Below are 15,252 nucleotides of genomic sequence, written 5' to 3'. Positions count from 1 at the left end.
GCTGAGCACGGAGTCCTACTCGCTGGCCCGGTCCGGCGACATCAAGATCCGCCTGGTTATGGTCCAGCTGGCCGACAAGAAGGCCACCATCCCGGAGTCCTCTGCCCGGGCCGCCATCACCACCACCAGCAATTACTGGAAGACCATGTCCAACAACCGGCTGTCGATGTCGGTCGCGTCGGTCGAGAGCAAGACCAGCAAGGCCACCTCGACCCAGCGTTACCCGGACATGATGAACACCATTGCCACGGAGCTCAAGTGGACGCCCAACCCCTACACCGCCCTGGTGGTCTTCGTTTCCACGCCTACGCTTTCCGACGGAGCCTACGGTGCCGGCTGGAGCTACAGCGGCACGAGCGGCCGCGTCATTATGCCGCTCCCGGCGTCCCTGACCAACAGCGTGCTGACCCACGAATTCGGACACGTGCTGGGACTAAATCATGCCCAGAGCCTGCAGTGCGGCAGCGGCGTCCAGGATGTTGCCACCAACTCTGACGGGACCTTCGCCGACTCCTCCTGCACCATCCGTGAATACGGTGACAGCCTGGACCTCATGGGCGTCTCCCAGACCTCCCAGCCCACCATCAGCTCCACCCTGTGGGCCTATGGCGGTTTCGGCCGCGGCGACGAAATCGTTGACACAGGCGTCGCCAAGGACGTGAAGAACTACACCCTGACGGCATGGGCCGGAACGGCCGCACGACGCGCCATCAAGTTCACCGACCCGGTCAGCGGCGAGGTCTACTTCCTGGAGTTGCGGCTGCCGGTCGGCTACGACACCGCCAAAGCCGTGAACCTGAACAGCGGCGTCAAGGTCGTCCAGCAAATGGGGGCCTACTCGCTGCTGCTCCCGCCGGACACACGGGCCTTTGCCGGATACTACAACCCCCGCCAGGCCTGGCAGGCCGGGGAGACTTTCACCACCCACGCGGGCACGCGGGTCAAAATCAACTCGATCTCCAGCACCTCCGCCAGCGTCACCGTCACAGCCGCCAACGCCGTCAGCGGAGCGTTCCGGGACGCGTGGCTGCAGGCCGGCGGCGAGCCCGTCCTCGGCTACAGCACCAGCAACGTCACCTGCCCCTACGGTGCGGCAGCTACCACCACCTGCTACCAGTCGTTCCAGCGCGGCATTGTCTACAGCACCCCGGGCGTGGGCACCTACGCGGTCAAGACGGCGTACATGTCCGGTTGGCGGGACGCCGGCTGGCAGCAGGGCATTGGCTACCCCACCGGCGGCGAGAGCTGTGGGCTGTACGGCGGCGGCTGCTACCAGCCCTTCCAGAAGGGCAACATCTATTACTCCGCCGCGTCCGGCGCGCAGGCCGTGACCGGTGTGTACTGGAACGCCTGGCGGGCCGCCGGCTGGCAGCCGGGCATCGGCTACCCCACCGGCGCACCGTCCTGCGGGCTCTATGGCGGCGGCTGCTTCCAGCCCTTCCAGAAGGGCAACATCTACTACTCCACCGCGTCCGGCGCCCACGCCGTCACCGGCTCCTACTGGACCGCCTGGCGCGACGCCGGCTGGCAGCCCGGGATCGGCTACCCCACCGGCGACCCGACCTGCGGGCTGGCCGGCGGCGCCTGCTCCCAGGCCTTCCAGAAGGGAACCGTCTACTACGTGGCTGCGACCGGCGCGTACGCGGTGAACGGTGTCTACGCGACCGCGTGGACCGCCGCGGGGCAGCAGCCCGGCATCGGCTACCCCACCGGCGCACCGTCCTGCGGGCTCTACGGCGGCGGCTGCTTCCAGCCCTTCCAAAAGGGCAACATTTACTACTCCGCGGCCTCGGGGGCCCACGCCGTCACCGGCGTCTACTGGAACGCGTGGCGTGAAGCCGGCTGGCAGCCTGCCATCGRGTATGCGACCGGCGAGCCCATCTGCGGACTGGCCGGCGGCGCCTGCTCCCAGTCCTTCCAGAAGGGCACTGTCTACTACACCCCGGCCACCGGCGCCCACGCCRTCAGCGGCGTCTACACGAACGCCTGGGCGGCCGCGGGGCAGCAGTCCGGCATCGGCTATCCCATCGGCGCACCGTCCTGTGGGCTCTATGGCGGCGGCTGCTACCAGCCCTTCGCCAAGGCCAACGTCTACTACACCCCGGCCACGGGCGCCTACGCCGTGACCAGCAGCTACTTCGAGTCCTGGCGCGCCGCAGGATGGCAGAAAGGCGTCGGCTACCCGACGGGCCCGCAGCAGTGCGGCCTCTACGGCGGCGGCTGCTACCAGCCCTTCCAGACGGGCATCAGCTATTACACCGCCGCGACGGGCGCCAACATGGTGGGCGAGCCCTACCGCGAGGCGTGGCGCGTGGCCGGCTGGCAGGCTGGCGGGATGGGCTACCCGCTCGGTGCTGCCGTCGCCTACAACGGCTACCGGACGGTCCAGTTCCAGGGCGGCTCGATGATCTACAGCTCCACCGGCGTGCGGGTGGTCCGCAAGTAGCCGGCCGCCCGGACCTCAATCGCCCGGCCGCTACTCCGGCATGATCATGGTGCGCAGGTCCAGCTGCCGCAGCACCCGGTCGGCAACCTCGGGGTCCATGTCGGGCTCATTCCTGGCGGCCACCACTTCCTGACGCGCCGCGTCCAGGGCGATGGTCTGCACGGCGATGGCAAGCTCCCGGCCGCGTTTGCGCTTCTCATCGACGCTTTCGTTCCGCAGGCTGCCGTCCAGCAGTTCGGCGTGCAGCCGGGTCATCCGTGCCTTGACCAGGGCCACCTTTTCCGGCGGCAGCTCTTTCATGAGCTCGTTGTCCTTGAGTGCCGCGACGGCGGCCTGCTGCGCCCGGGCGGCCAGCAACCGGGCCGCATCGCGCTCCACCGAGCCGTCTTCGGAGGCTTTCAGGACGCGCATCAGCCACGGCAGAGTCAGCCCGGGCAGCACGAGCGTGGTGAGCAGCACCGCGCAGGCGATCACCAGCAGCTCGCTGCGGGCCGGGAACGCCGTCCCGTCGGCCAGGGTGGCCGGGAGGGCCAGGGCCAGCGCCAGGGTGGCCAGCCCGCGCATCCCGCACCACGTCAGGATCAGCACTTCCTTGGCCGAGGTGGGACGCAGGGTGTTCTTCCTGGACCGGGCCAGGCCGGACATCATGGCCAGCCAGCCGAAGCGCACGGCAAACACCAGCACGCAGACCACGGCTGCGGTGCCGGCCATCCCGATGACGGCGGTGCCTTCATCGTGGATGACCTGCCGGATCTCCAGGCCCACCAGCCCGAAGGCCAGGCCGGTCGCGAGCAGCTCCACCACATCCCAGAAGGCGGTGCGGGTGACCCGCTCGGCAGCCTCCTGCGGTTTGGAGTGCCGCTGGATTTCCAGGGCTGTGACGACGACGGCGATCACCCCGGAGGCGTGCACCTCTTCGGCGAGGATGTAGGCGGCAAACGGGACCACGAGTGTCACGGCGCTGCGGGCCACCATGGAACTCACCAGCCGGGTAATAAGCCGGGTCAGCCAGCCCATCCCGATGCCCACACCGACCGCGAGGGCTGCGCCGACGGCGAACTGCAGGACCACGCCGGGACCCACCCGGGTGCCGGACACGGACGCCGCCACCGCGGCCTGGAAGATGACGATGGCGGCGGCGTCGTTGAACAGGCCCTCGCTCTGCAGGACGGTGATCAGCCGGCGCGGCATGTGCACCCGGCCGGCGATGGAATCCACAGCCACCGGATCGGGAGGCGCCACCATCGCTCCGAGGGCGATGGCCGCCGGGATGCCGATCCCCGGGATCATCAGCCACGCCGCGCCGGCCACAACGGCGGTGGACACCACCACCAGGGCCACGGCCAGCATCAGGAGCGTCCGCCAACGGACCCTGAACACGGCCCAGGAACTGCGCTGGGCGGTCGCGAACAGCAGCGGCGGCAGGAAGATGGGCAGGATCAGTTCCGCCGGGATGTTGACTTCCGGGAAGCCCGGGATGAAGGTCAGCGACGCCGCGAGGATCAGCATCAGGACCGGGTAGGGCAGGCGGAGCCGGTCGCCGAGGCCCACCGCCACCACTGTGGCGAGAAGCAGTCCGATGATCAGGGCCAACTGGTCCATGTGCACTCTTTCCCCGGGGTTACGGCGGCCGGGACCCGGTCATCGACGCGCCGGCCGCCCCCACTACCCTACTTGGGCCCCACCGGGAGCCCCGGTGGCGCCTACTTCCCGGTGTCGAGGGCTGCGGCCAGCGGCAGCGTCCCGTCGCGGAACTCGATGGTCCGGCCGGCGGTCTCCGGCAGGCCCAGTACCGCGGCGGCGACGAGTGCCACGTTCGAGCGCGACGTGCCGGTGCCGTCCGAGGTGTCTGCCGGGTTGACGTCCAGGAGTCCGTTGCCGGGGCCGTCGGTGAKGGATCCGGGGCCAAGGATGGTCCAGTCCAGGCCGCTGCCGCGCAGGTAGGTGTCCGCGGCGGCCTTGGCCTCGGCGTRGGCGTGGAAGCTGTTGTCCGCYGGRACGCCRTGRTCCGGSCCGGCCCCGAGGTAGGAAACCATMACGTAGCGCCGSACACCGGCCTGTGCCGCGGCGTCSATSGASCGGATGGCCGCGTCMCGGTCCACGGCRTARGTGCGTTCCGGGCTGCCGCCGCCGGCACCGGCGGACCATACGACGGCGTCGTGGTCCTTCACGGCGGCGGCGATCTCCGCCGTCGTCGACTTTTCCACGTCCAGCACCAGCGGGGTGGCGCCGGTGGCGGCGACGTCGTCGCGATGGTCCGGGTTGCGGATGACGGAGGTGACCGCCGCCCCGTCCTTGGAGAGAATGCCGGACAGTTCCAAAGCCACTTTTCCGTGGCCGCCGATGATTGCGATTCGCCTCATCGTCCCATTCTGTCCCACGCGCACCGTCCCCGCATCCGGGTTAAAACAAAAGGACCCCGCAGGCGGGGCCTGCGGGGCCATTCTGTAGCGGCGGGGAGGCTCGATCTCCCGACCTCACGATTATRAGTCGTGCGCTCTAACCAACTGAGCTACGCCGCCACGAATGAGAAAAACCTGCGTCAAGCCGGTCAAAAACCGCCTTGACGCAGGCCCTCATTCAGAGCCCCCCACCGGAATCGATCCGGTGACCTCGTTCTTACCAAGAACGCGCTCTACCACTGAGCTAGGGGGGCAACGAGTAAATACTCTACCGGAAGATTCGGCTCCCAACAAATCGGGCGCCCTCCCCCGCCCGCGACGGCAAAATCCGCGCCGTTCCGTGGATCTGCGGGGTCCCGCGGCAGGCGCAGGAGCCCCCTCGGAGGGGTTCGCGCCCGCGGATGTGACGAAGCCGACGTGCCGGCCTGCCCAGGGGTCCGGACGGCGGCAAAACGGTTTTAACGCAGGACGGGCCGGCTCATAAAGAGCCGGCCCGTCCTGTCACTGCCTAGGACTTAGCAGTTACCACTTGTTGCGGGGCTTGAAGCCGCCCTCGTGGCGGGGCTTGCGGGTGTCCGTGCCGACGCTGCGCTCGTTGCGGTCGCTGTAGGAGCGGCCGCCGCGGTCTGCGGAGGAACGCTCGCCGTCGTTCTTGCGGAACTCGCGCTTGAAACCGCCGTTGCCCTTGAAGTTTCCGCTGCTGCCGGAGTAACCGCCACGCTCGCCCCGGTCCCCACCACGGTTGCCCTGGTAGGCGCCGCGGTCGCCGGAGGGCTTACGGCCGTTGTCCAGCTCGAGGTGGATCAGCTCGCCGCCGATCCGGGTGCGGGACAGGGCGCGCAGCTGCTCGGGGCTCAGGTCCGCGGGGAGCTCCACGAGCGAGTGGTCCGAGCGGATGTCGATGCCGCCGATCTGGGCCGAGGAGATGCCGCCCTCGTTGGCGATGGCGCCGACGATGGAGCCCGGCATCACGCGCTGGCGGCGTCCGACGGCGATCCGGTAGGTGGCGTTGCCCTCGGTCAGGGCGCGGGTCGGGCCGCGGGAGCCGAAGCCGTCCTTGGAGCGCTCACGCTTCTGGAATTCCGGAGCAGCGGGCAGTTCCTTGACCAGGAGCGGCTGGCCGCCCTGTGCCATCACGGCCAGCGCGGCGGCGATCTCGGCTGCGGGGACGTTGTGCTCTTCCTCGTAGGACGCGATCAGGTCACGGAACGCCGAGACGTCCTCGGAGGCGAGGGTCTCGGTGATCTTCTCCGCGAACTTGCCCAGGCGCAGGGTGTTGACCGTCTCGGCGGTGGGCAGGTGCATCTGCTCCACCGGCTGGCGGGTGGCCTTCTCGATGGAACGCAGCAGGTACTTTTCCCGCGGCGTCATAAAGRGGATCGCGTCGCCGGAGCGGCCTGCACGGCCGGTGCGGCCGATGCGGTGCACGTAGGACTCGGTGTCGTGCGGGATGTCGTAGTTAATGACGTGGCTGATGCGCTCGACGTCGAGGCCGCGGGCGGCGACGTCGGTGGCGACCAGGATGTCGATCCGGCCTTCCTTGAGCGCGTCAACGGTCCGCTCGCGCTGCTGCTGCGGGATGTCGCCGTTGATGGCGGCAGCCTGGAAGCCGCGGGCACGGAGCTTGTCGGCGAGGTCCTCGGTGGCCATCTTGGTGCGCACGAAGGCGATGACGCCGTCGAACTCTTCGACCTCGAGGATCCGGGTCATGGCGTCGAGCTTGTGCGGGCCCATGACCTGCAGGTAGCGCTGGCGGGTGTTGGCGCCGGTGGTGGTCTTGGACTTGACCTGCACCTCGGCCGGGTTGTTCAGGTACTGCTTGGACATCCGGCGGATCTGGCTCGGCATCGTGGCGGAGAACAGGGCAACCTGGCGGCCCTCGGGGGTCTGCTGGAAGATCTGCTCCACGTCGTCGGCGAAGCCCATGCGCAGCATTTCGTCGGCCTCATCCAGCACGAGGTACTGGAGTTCGGACAGGTCCAGGGAACCCTTGGCGATGTGGTCGATGACGCGACCCGGGGTACCGACAACCACCTGGGCGCCGCGGCGCAGGCCGGCCAGCTGCGGGCCGTAGGCGGAACCGCCGTAGACGGGCAGGACGGTGAAGTCGTCAATGTGCTTGGCGTACGAGGTGAACGCCTCGGCGACCTGGAGCGCGAGCTCGCGGGTCGGGGCCAGGACCAGGGCCTGGGTCTTGCGGGACGGGCCGTTCAGGTCGTGGAGTTCGGCCAGGCGGGACAGTGCCGGCACTGCGAATGCTGCAGTCTTGCCGGTACCGGTCTGGGCGAGGCCCACAACGTCGCGGCCCTCAAGGAGCAGCGGAATGGTGGCGGCCTGGATCGGCGAGGGCTTCTCGTAGCCGACATCCTGCAGGGCTGCGAGGATGCGGGCATCGATGCCGAGGTCGACGAAGCGGATGCCGCCCTCGTCGTCGTCGTTCGTGGCGGGCTGGTCGGCTGCAGCAGCCGGTTCGGTCATCTCGACGTCGGCCGGGGTGTTCTCGGTGTCGACGGAGTGGTCCTGATTTTCGGGCATAGGGGAATCTTCCTCATCCATAGGGGCCAGGCGGCACAACCCGAGGTGAGCGGAGCCGCAGTACGCGTGACAGTAGGCGCCGGGCAAACGTTGACCGGCCAGTCACATAGAAGTCCGGCGCTTTCGCAATCCCATGGCAGGACTTCCCGCTGCAACTCTTGGCTGCTATCCCAGCAGTCTGTACAGCGTTTTCTTTAGCCGGCTCTCCCTATGAAAATGCCCGCATCACAGTAGCGGGCCCCAACACTTACCAGTCCTGCCTCAAAAATTGGGCAGGAATAAGGGATTTCCGGAGTGGGGGATGTTTCAAGTGTAGGGCATGCGGCGGCATAGGTGCCAACCGGGAGGCCCGACGGCGGCGGTGAGCTTGCGCACACCGGCCCGTGCCGCAGGGCTAGCCGCGCGCCTGGACCTTGGCGAATTCCTGCTGGTACTCCGGCTGCAGGCGGATCAGGCCGTCGGCGTCGGCGTCGCGCAGCGCTTCCATGTCCTGGACGGTGGGGTCGGTGAACCATTTGCCGATCGTTACCCCGTGGGCCGGGACGTACAGCCGGTGGATGTGGTCCCCGGCCTGGACGGATCCGGTGCGGACCACCCGCAGGTAGGTGCCCACCCGGCCTGCCTCGGTGAACCGCTTGACCCAGTGGGGTTCGTCCACCCGCCGCTGGAACGTGCTGCACGGCCGGCGGGGTGAGGTGACCTCGACCTCGAGGTCCAGGCCGATCTTCCAGCGTTCGCCGATCACCGCGTTGGTGGCGTCGATGCCGGCGACCCGGAGGTTCTCGCCGAAGTAGCCGGGCGGGACGTCACGGCCGAGCTCCGCGGCCCAGTAGTCGGCGTCGGCCTGGGCGTACGCGTAGAGCGCCTGGTCCTCACCGCCGTGGTCCATCCGGTCCGCCTGGACGTCCCCGCGCAGGCCCAGCCGGTGGACCTTGACGGGCCCCTCCACGGGACGCTTGTCGATGGCGGTCACGCCCAGCCGGCCCTCGTCACTGAGCAGCTGGTGCACCCGGCAGACGGCGAGAACGGTAGCGGTGTCCATGGCACCAGTGTAGGCCCGCAGCGGTTGACGGGCTGGAGGCCGTTTCCGGGGCGCATGCGGCGCCGTTGCGGCGCGGGAGCCAGCGGCCGCGGAACGTAGGATGCTCCCATGAGCAGTGGTGGAGCAACAGACGTGTCCGATGTCCTGGCAATAGATTCCCTCCTGAGCGCCGCGGAGCTGGACGTGCGCGAAAAGGTCCGCGATTTCACCCGGCAGCGGATCCGGCCCGGCATCGCGCGCTGGTACGAGGACGGGGTCTTCCCGCTCGAGCTGGCTGCGGAACTGGGCGAGCTCGGTGTGCTCGGCATGCAGCTGGAGGGCTACGGCTGCCCGGGCCGCTCCGCCGTCGAATACGGGCTGGCCGCGATGGAGCTCGAGGCCGGCGACTCCGGGATCCGCACCTTCGTCTCGGTGCAGGGGTCCCTCGCCATGACCGCCATCCATCTGTGGGGCTCGGAGGAACAGAAAACCCAGTGGCTSCCCCGGATGGCCGCSGGCGAASYGATCGGCTGCTTCGCCCTCACCGAACCGACGGCCGGCTCAGACCCCGCCGCCATGCAGACCTTCGCCCGCCGGGACGGCACCGGCGAGAACGCCGGCTGGATCCTGGACGGCGCCAAGCGTTGGATCGGACTCGCCTCCGTGGCCGATGTCCTGGTGGTCTGGGCCATGACCGACGACGGCGTGCGCGGCTTCCTCGTACCCGCCGGCACCCCCGGGGTCACGGCCACGCCGATCGGGCAGAAGCTGTCCATGCGTGCCTCGATCCAGTGCGATGTGGCGTTCGACGGCGTCCGGCTGGGGCCCGAGGCGCAGCTTCCTGCCGCGCGCGGGCTGCGCGGGCCGTTCAGTTGCCTCAACGAGGCGCGGTACGGAATCGCCTGGGGCGCGATGGGCGCGGCCCGGGACTCGTATGAGGCGGCGCTCCAGTACGCGCAGGACCGGCTGCAGTTCGGCAAACCGTTGGCCGGCTACCAGCTCACACAGGAAAAACTGGTGAACATGCTGCTGGAAATCCAGAAGGGCATGCTGCTTGCGCTGCAGCTGGGCCGGCTCAAGGACGCCGGGAAACTGCGGCCGGAGCAGATCTCGCTCGGGAAGCTGAACAACGTGCGCGAGGCGATCGCGATTGCCCGCGAAGCCCGCACCGTCCTCGGCGGCAACGGCATCACCCTGGACTACTCGCCRCTCCGGCATGCCGCCAACCTTGAGTCGGTGCGCACCTACGAAGGCACCGACGAGGTCCACACCCTGGTCCTCGGCCAGCACATCACCGGGCTCGCCGCCTTCCGTTGAGCCGGAGTTGGTACGCCGCGGGAAACTCAGGCGGAGAAGCCGCCGTCGGCCTTGACCAGCTGGCCGGACACCCAGCGGCCCTCGGGTGAGAGCAGAAACGCGACGGTCCCGGCCACGTCGGCGGGGGTTCCCAGCCGGCCGCCGGGCTGCCGCCGGGCCAGGTCTTCGCGCGTTTCAGCGTCCATCCACCCGGTGTCCACCGGCCCCGGGTTGAGCACATTGGCGCTGATCCCCCGCGGGCCAAGCTCCCGGCCCGCAGCGATGACAATCCGGTCCAGGGCACCCTTGGACGCGCCATAGGGCAGGTTGAACGCGGTGTGGTCGCTGGTCAGGGCCACGATCGCGCCACCGTCCGCCGGCGCCTGCCGGGCAAAGGCCGCGATCAGCTGCCAGCTGGCGCGGGTGTTGACGGCGAAATGCCGCTCAAAGCTCTCCAGGCTCGTGTCCAGGATGCCCGAGTCCACGGACTCCGCGTGGCTGAGCACAAGGCCCTGCAGGACGCCGGCTTCGTCCGCGGCGGCGGCCATCAGCCGGTCCACGGCTTCCGGATCCTCGAAGTCGGCGGGTACGGCCACTACCGCCGCCCCGATGGCCTGCAGCTCGGCCGTGAGGCGTTCGACATCGTCCGGGCGGATCCCCCAGGGCATCCGTGCGTCGTACTCCTGCCAATACGTCAGCACCAGGTCCCAGCCGTCGGCGGCGAGCCCCCGCGCGATGCCGGCACCGATGCCGGCGAGCCGTCCGACGCCGGTCACCAGCGCCGTCTTGCGCTGCCCGGGCTGGGTGGCGGCACCGGGTGTGTCCGGGTTCTCGGGCAGGGGCTCAGCGGAAACCATGGCCCCAGCCTAGCGTCGGCCTAGGCCGGGACCGGAACCGCGGCCTTCTTTCCGGCGTCCTTGCGGATGGTTGCGCTGATGACGGCGGCGATGGTGCACATGGCCGCGGCGGCGAACCATGCGTAGGTGTACTGTCCTGTCGCGTCGCGGACGGCACCGGCGGCCAGCGCCGCCGCGGCCGCGCCGAGCTGGTGCGCGGCGAAGACCCAGCCGAACACCACGCTGCCGTCCGCGCCGAACACCTGCCGGCAGATGGCGGCCGTCGGCGGCACGGTGGCCACCCAGTCCAGGCCGTAGATGACCACAAAGACGATCATGCTGGGCTGCACCTCGGCGCTGAGCAGGAGCGGCAGCACCAGCAGCCCGATCCCGCGGAACTGGTAGTAGACGGCGAGCAGGATCCGCGGATTGAAGCGGTCGGTCAGCCAGCCCGAGGCGATGGTGCCGATGATGTCGAAGATTCCGACGACGGCGAGCAGGCCGGCGGCCGTGGTTTCGGGCATCCCGTGGTCGTGCGCCGAGGGGATGAAGTGGGTGCCGATCAGGCCGTTTGTGGTGGCGCCGCAGATGGCGAAGCCTGCCACCAGCGCCCAGAAGGTCCGCACCTTGCTGGCGCGCTTGAGGACCTGCAGCGCACGGACGGCGGCGTTCCGGCTGGGCTCCCCGGAAGCCGTGGCGGCTGTCTCGGCGGCGGCGCCGGTGTCTGTCCCGGTGTCGGCTGTCCCGCCGGCGGCGTCATCGGCAACCGGTGCAGCGCCGTAGGGCTGCGCGCCGACGTCGGCCGGTGAGTTTTTCAGGAACTTCAGCACCAGCGGCACCACGGCCAGGGCGCCTGCGGCGATCAGCAGGGAGGCCTGCCGCCAGCCCGGGCTCTGGGCGAGGGCAGCGATAAAGGGGAGGAAGACCAGCTGTCCCGCGGCGCTACCCGCGGTGAGGATGCCGATGACCAGGCCGCGGCTTTTGACGAACCAGGTGTTGGCGATGGTGGCGGCGAAGACCAGGGCCATGGACCCTGTGCCGAGCCCGATCAGCAGCCCCCAGGTCAGCAGGATCTGCCAGGACTGGTTGACCAGCACGGTCAAGGCACTCCCTGCCCCGATCAGCACCAGCGCCACGGCAGTGACCGCGCGGATGCCGAAGCGCTCCATCAAGGCTGCGGCGAACGGGGCCGTCAGTCCGAACAGCACCAGATTGATGCTGACAGCAGCAGAGAGGACAGTGGTGGACCAGCCGAACTCGGTCTGCAGCGGCACCATCAGCACGCCCGGGGCGGCCCGGAACCCCGCGGCGCCCACCAGCGCCAGGAAGGCGACGGCGGCGACCATCCAGGCCGGATGCAGGCGGCGCCGGGCCGGATGTCGGGGGGTGGTCTGCTGTGCGCTCATGCCGCGGATCCGTCCGTGCCGGCCGCCGGTGCGGTGGCGAGGGGTACCGGCGCGGCGGTCCGGGTGAGGCTGTGCCAGCTGGTGTTGTCTGCGGTGAGCCGTTCGCCGCAGGCCGTGCAGGTGTCGGCAGAGGTGGTGCGCTGGCCGCAGCCGCGGTGCACCACGTACATGTGGGCCTGGTCCGACGGCGCGGGCAGGTGCTTCTCGGCCCAGATCACGACGGCGTTCAGCACCGGGAGGGCGTCCTCACCCTTGGCGGTCAGCACGTACTCTTGGCGTTGCCGGCCGCCGTCGTCGTAGGGGCTGCGGGTGAGCAGGCCGGCGTCGACCAGTGCTGCAAGCCGCCGGGTGAGGACCGAGTCAGCCGCCCCGAGCCGTGCCTTGATGGCCTCGAAGCGGCCGTTGCCGAAGAAGATTTCGCGCAGGACCAGCATGCCCCACGGGTCGCCGAGGATGTCGAGGCCCCGGGCCATGCTGCAGGTGCGCCCGGACCAGTCGGATCGAAGTGCCATGCCGAGAACCGTAGCTGACTTTCTTCAAGAAAGCTATACCTCGCGCCGAGTTGGCTAGGCCGCCGGGAGCCCGTCCGCCCGCAGCGCGGCGCGGGACGGCCGGTAGGCCAGGGCCCAGTAGGCCAGCATCGCCGTCCCGCACACCACGCCCAGGCTGGCGAGCGTGAGCTGCCACTGGGTGACCGGGTCCTTGCCCCACTCGTGCGCCCCGGCCAGCACGGCCAGGTACTTCGGCGTGAGGTAGAACGCGACGGCGGACGCGGCCACGATGATCCAGCCGGCCAGCCGCATCCGGCCGTTGCGGGAGGGAACCCGGTGGATCGCGAAGCCCATGCACGGCAGCGCCACGGCCATCCAGACCCAGTGGTGCGACCAGGACACGGGGCTGATCAGGAGCATCAGCAGGGCGGTGGCGGACACCGCAACGAAGTTTTCGTCCGCGTCGACAGCCCACTTGATCACCAGCGCGGCCACGGCGGCCAGCGCCAGGGCCAGCACCAGCCAGATCATCGAGGTCAGGGTCGAATCCGGCAGTCCCAGGTGCAGCAGCAGGCCCTTGACCGAGAGGTTGTCCACGTACCCGGGACCGCCGATCCGTCCGGTATCCGGCAGGATCTTGGTCCAGAACGTCACCGAGGCCGCGGGCAGGAGGGCCCACGCGAGGCCGATGGAGCCGAAGAAGCCGGCGGCCATCCAGCCGAGGGCCTTGAAGTCGCGCCGCACCAGGAAGTAGAGGCCGAATGCGAGCGGCGTCAGCTTGATGCCGGCCGCGATGCCGATCAGCAGGCCCGCCGGCCAGCGGACTTCCCCGGCCCGGGATTTTCCGTACAGCGCGAAGTCGGCCAGGATCAGGCCCATCAGGATGATGTTGATCTGGCCGAAGTCGAACGTGTCCCGCCACGGCCCCAGCAGCAGGATCGCGGCGGTGCCGGCCAGGGCGACGGCCCGGAAGCGCCAGTCCGCGACCGCGGTCCGCCAGCCTCCCAGCCCGAAGTAGTGCCGGGTGAGCCAGGCGGACACGACACCGGCGCCGAGCAGCGCTGTCGAAATGAAGATCAGGCTGCCGGTGCCCTGGCCCAGGGCGGCCATGGCGGCGAAGATCAGCGCCGCGAACGGCGGGTACGTGAACGGGAGCCCGTCCCGGGGGGCGTAGAGCTCGTTGACGCCCGCCTCGCCGGTCTGCAGCACACGGTTCCCGCCGTAGAAGTAGACCTCGAAGTCGTTCATCAGCGGGATATACGCCGAGTACAGCACCACCAGGGCGGCGACGACGGCGGCCGCTCCGGCCGCCGTCGCAATCCAGCCGCGGGTGGTGGAGCCGGCTGCCCTGGACGTGACGGTCACCGGAGGCTAGCTGCCCGTCTGAATGCGCGCGAACGCCTGCTCGAGGTCCGCGATCAGGTCCTCGACGTCCTCGATGCCGCAGGAGAGCCGGATCAGGTTCTCCGGGACGGCAAGTTCGGTGCCCTTGACCGAGGCGTGCGTCATCTCGGAGGGGTAGTTCATCAGGGACTCGATGCCGCCGAGGGATTCGGCCAGGGTGAACACGGACGTGGACTCGGCCACGGTGCGTGCCGCTGCTTCGCCGCCCTTGAACTGCACGGAGATCATGCCGCCGAACTTCTTCATCTGCTTCTTGGCCAGCTCGTGGCCCGGGTGGGAGGGCAGGCCCGGGTACAGGACGGCCTCCACTTCGGGGCGCTCCAGCAGCCACTCGGCCACGGCCTGCGCGTTGTCGCTGTGCCGGTCCATACGCACACCGAGGGTCTTGAGCCCGCGGGTGGTGAGGAAAGCGTCCATCGGGCCGGAGACGGCACCGACGGCGAACTGCACGAAGCCGATCTTCTCGGCCAGCTCCGCGTCATTGACGATGATCGCGCCGCCGACGACGTCGGAGTGCCCGCCGATGTACTTGGTGGTGGAGTGCACCACGATATCGGCGCCGAGGGCCAGCGGGTTCTGCAGGTACGGCGAGGCGAAGGTGTTGTCCACCACGAGGAGGGCACCGGCGTCGTGCGCCACCTTGGCGAGCGCCTCGATGTCGGTGATTTTCATCATCGGGTTCGACGGCGTCTCGACCCACACGAGGCGGGTCTTGTTGGCGGCGACGGCCTTGGCGACGGCGTCGAGGTCGGACATGTCCACCGGGGTGTTGCCGATCCCCCACTCGCCCAGGACCCTGCTGATCAGCCGGTACGTGCCGCCGTAGGCGTCGTTCCCAAGCACAATGTGGTCGCCGGGACGGGTGAGGGCGCGGATCATCGAATCCTCCGCGGCCAGGCCCGAGCCGAAGGAGAACGCGGCGGTGCCGCCTTCCAGCGCGGCGAGCTGCTCTTGCAGCGCGTCACGGGTGGGGTTGGTGCCGCGGCCGTATTCGTAGCCGGCGCGGAGGCCGCCGATTCCGTCCTGGGCGTAGGTGGAGGAGAAGTGCACCGGGGGCACCACGGCGCCGGTGCGCGGTTCGAAGGCCTGGCCGGCGTGCACGGCGCGGGTGTTGAAGCCGGCGCTGGTCGTGGAAGAGCTTTCTGGCTGGGACATGGGACTCCTTGAACTTGTCAGTTGCTGAGGTAGGCGAGGAGGTCGTGGCGGGTCAGGATCCCCACCGGGGCGCCGACGAACGTCACCATAAGGGTGTCGGTGTCGGAGAGGAGCTCGCGGGCTGCGGAGATCGATTCGAGCGAACCGATGACCGGCAGGCGGGCCTCCATGTGCTCGGAGATCTTGTCGGTGAGGTTCGCCTCGCCGCGGAAGAGCTTGGCGGTCAGGGTGCGTTCGTCCACGGCACCGAGAACCTCGCC

Annotated in this window: 12 protein-coding genes and 2 tRNA genes; 2 read left to right on the top strand and 12 right to left on the bottom strand. The window is 69.3% G+C overall.

What is annotated here, in order from left to right; translation table 11 throughout:
• Positions 1-2,446, top strand: a 2,446-nt coding sequence (locus tag AC1DHD_RS06470) for an LGFP repeat-containing protein (RefSeq protein WP_476878925.1), incomplete at its 5' end; no start/stop codon positions are given.
• A 30-nt stretch (positions 2,447-2,476) separates the two neighbouring features.
• Here AC1DHD_RS06470 and AC1DHD_RS06465 read toward each other — a convergent pair.
• The 6 genes from AC1DHD_RS06465 to AC1DHD_RS06440 all read right to left on the bottom strand — a co-directional run bounded on the left by AC1DHD_RS06465 (position 2,477) and on the right by AC1DHD_RS06440 (position 8,425).
• Complete coding sequence (locus AC1DHD_RS06465; protein WP_476878924.1) at positions 2,477-4,048, bottom strand: Na+/H+ antiporter; 1,572 nt, start codon at positions 4,046-4,048, stop codon at positions 2,477-2,479.
• 101 nt (positions 4,049-4,149) lie between these two features.
• Entirely contained in the window at positions 4,150-4,809 is a 660-nt protein-coding gene (locus tag AC1DHD_RS06460) for an SDR family oxidoreductase (protein WP_476878923.1), read from the bottom strand.
• Positions 4,810-4,894: 85 nt separating this feature from the next.
• A tRNA-OTHER gene (locus tag AC1DHD_RS06455) sits at positions 4,895-4,968 on the bottom strand.
• Between the two features lie 62 nt (positions 4,969-5,030).
• Positions 5,031-5,102: transfer RNA gene (locus AC1DHD_RS06450), tRNA-Thr, on the bottom strand.
• Positions 5,103-5,370: 268 nt separating this feature from the next.
• Positions 5,371-7,383, bottom strand: a complete 2,013-nt coding sequence (locus AC1DHD_RS06445) for a DEAD/DEAH box helicase (RefSeq protein ID WP_476878922.1) — start codon at positions 7,381-7,383, stop codon at positions 5,371-5,373.
• Positions 7,384-7,777: 394 nt separating this feature from the next.
• Positions 7,778-8,425 (bottom strand): MOSC domain-containing protein, encoded by a 648-nt coding sequence (locus AC1DHD_RS06440; RefSeq protein WP_476878921.1) that lies wholly within the window; start codon positions 8,423-8,425, stop codon positions 7,778-7,780.
• Positions 8,426-8,533: 108 nt separating this feature from the next.
• On the opposite strand from AC1DHD_RS06440, the gene AC1DHD_RS06435 reads away from it, so the two are divergent.
• Positions 8,534-9,721, top strand: coding sequence for an acyl-CoA dehydrogenase family protein (locus AC1DHD_RS06435; protein WP_476878920.1), 1,188 nt, complete (start codon positions 8,534-8,536; stop codon positions 9,719-9,721).
• Between the two features lie 26 nt (positions 9,722-9,747).
• Here AC1DHD_RS06435 and AC1DHD_RS06430 read toward each other — a convergent pair whose 3' ends face one another.
• The 6 genes from AC1DHD_RS06430 to AC1DHD_RS06405 form a co-directional block, all read right to left on the bottom strand.
• Positions 9,748-10,557 carry an SDR family oxidoreductase gene (locus tag AC1DHD_RS06430; protein WP_476878919.1) on the bottom strand — a complete coding sequence of 270 codons (810 nt, stop codon included), beginning with the start codon at positions 10,555-10,557 and terminating at the stop codon, positions 9,748-9,750.
• Positions 10,558-10,577: 20 nt separating this feature from the next.
• A complete protein-coding gene (locus AC1DHD_RS06425) occupies positions 10,578-11,942 on the bottom strand; it encodes an MFS transporter (protein WP_476878918.1) in 1,365 nt (454 codons plus the stop codon).
• Positions 11,939-12,454 carry a winged helix-turn-helix transcriptional regulator gene (locus AC1DHD_RS06420; protein WP_476878917.1) on the bottom strand — a complete coding sequence of 172 codons (516 nt, stop codon included), beginning with the start codon at positions 12,452-12,454 and terminating at the stop codon, positions 11,939-11,941. The genes AC1DHD_RS06425 and AC1DHD_RS06420 overlap by 4 nt, the downstream gene beginning before the upstream one ends.
• Before the next feature lie 54 nt (positions 12,455-12,508).
• On the bottom strand, positions 12,509-13,798 hold the full coding sequence (locus AC1DHD_RS06415; RefSeq protein ID WP_476878916.1) for a glycosyltransferase 87 family protein: 1,290 nt from the start codon (positions 13,796-13,798) through the stop codon (positions 12,509-12,511).
• Positions 13,799-13,804: 6 nt separating this feature from the next.
• Positions 13,805-14,992, bottom strand: a complete 1,188-nt coding sequence (locus tag AC1DHD_RS06410) for a cystathionine gamma-synthase (RefSeq protein ID WP_476878915.1) — start codon at positions 14,990-14,992, stop codon at positions 13,805-13,807.
• 17 nt (positions 14,993-15,009) lie between these two features.
• A partial coding sequence (locus AC1DHD_RS06405; protein WP_476878914.1) for a CBS domain-containing protein occupies positions 15,010-15,252 on the bottom strand: 243 nt, incomplete at its 5' end.

The sequence above is a fragment of the Arthrobacter sp. 05L45_2 genome, assembly GCF_056397525.1.
Note: the sequence above shows the minus strand (reverse complement) of the source record. Positions and strands in the feature narration are given on the sequence as shown.

Bases quoted from the DNA above. Each gene is read 5' to 3' on its own strand.
- AC1DHD_RS06425 (WP_476878918.1), bottom strand. From the start codon at position 11,942: ATGAGCGCACAGCAGACCACCCCCCGACATCCGGCCCGGCGCCGCCTG.
- AC1DHD_RS06430 (WP_476878919.1), bottom strand. From the start codon at position 10,557: ATGGTTTCCGCTGAGCCCCTGCCCGAGAACCCGGACACACCCGGTGCC.
- AC1DHD_RS06410 (WP_476878915.1), bottom strand. From the start codon at position 14,992: ATGTCCCAGCCAGAAAGCTCTTCCACGACCAGCGCCGGCTTCAACACC.
- AC1DHD_RS06440 (WP_476878921.1), bottom strand. From the start codon at position 8,425: ATGGACACCGCTACCGTTCTCGCCGTCTGCCGGGTGCACCAGCTGCTC.
- AC1DHD_RS06465 (WP_476878924.1), bottom strand. From the start codon at position 4,048: ATGGACCAGTTGGCCCTGATCATCGGACTGCTTCTCGCCACAGTGGTG.
- AC1DHD_RS06420 (WP_476878917.1), bottom strand. From the start codon at position 12,454: ATGGCACTTCGATCCGACTGGTCCGGGCGCACCTGCAGCATGGCCCGG.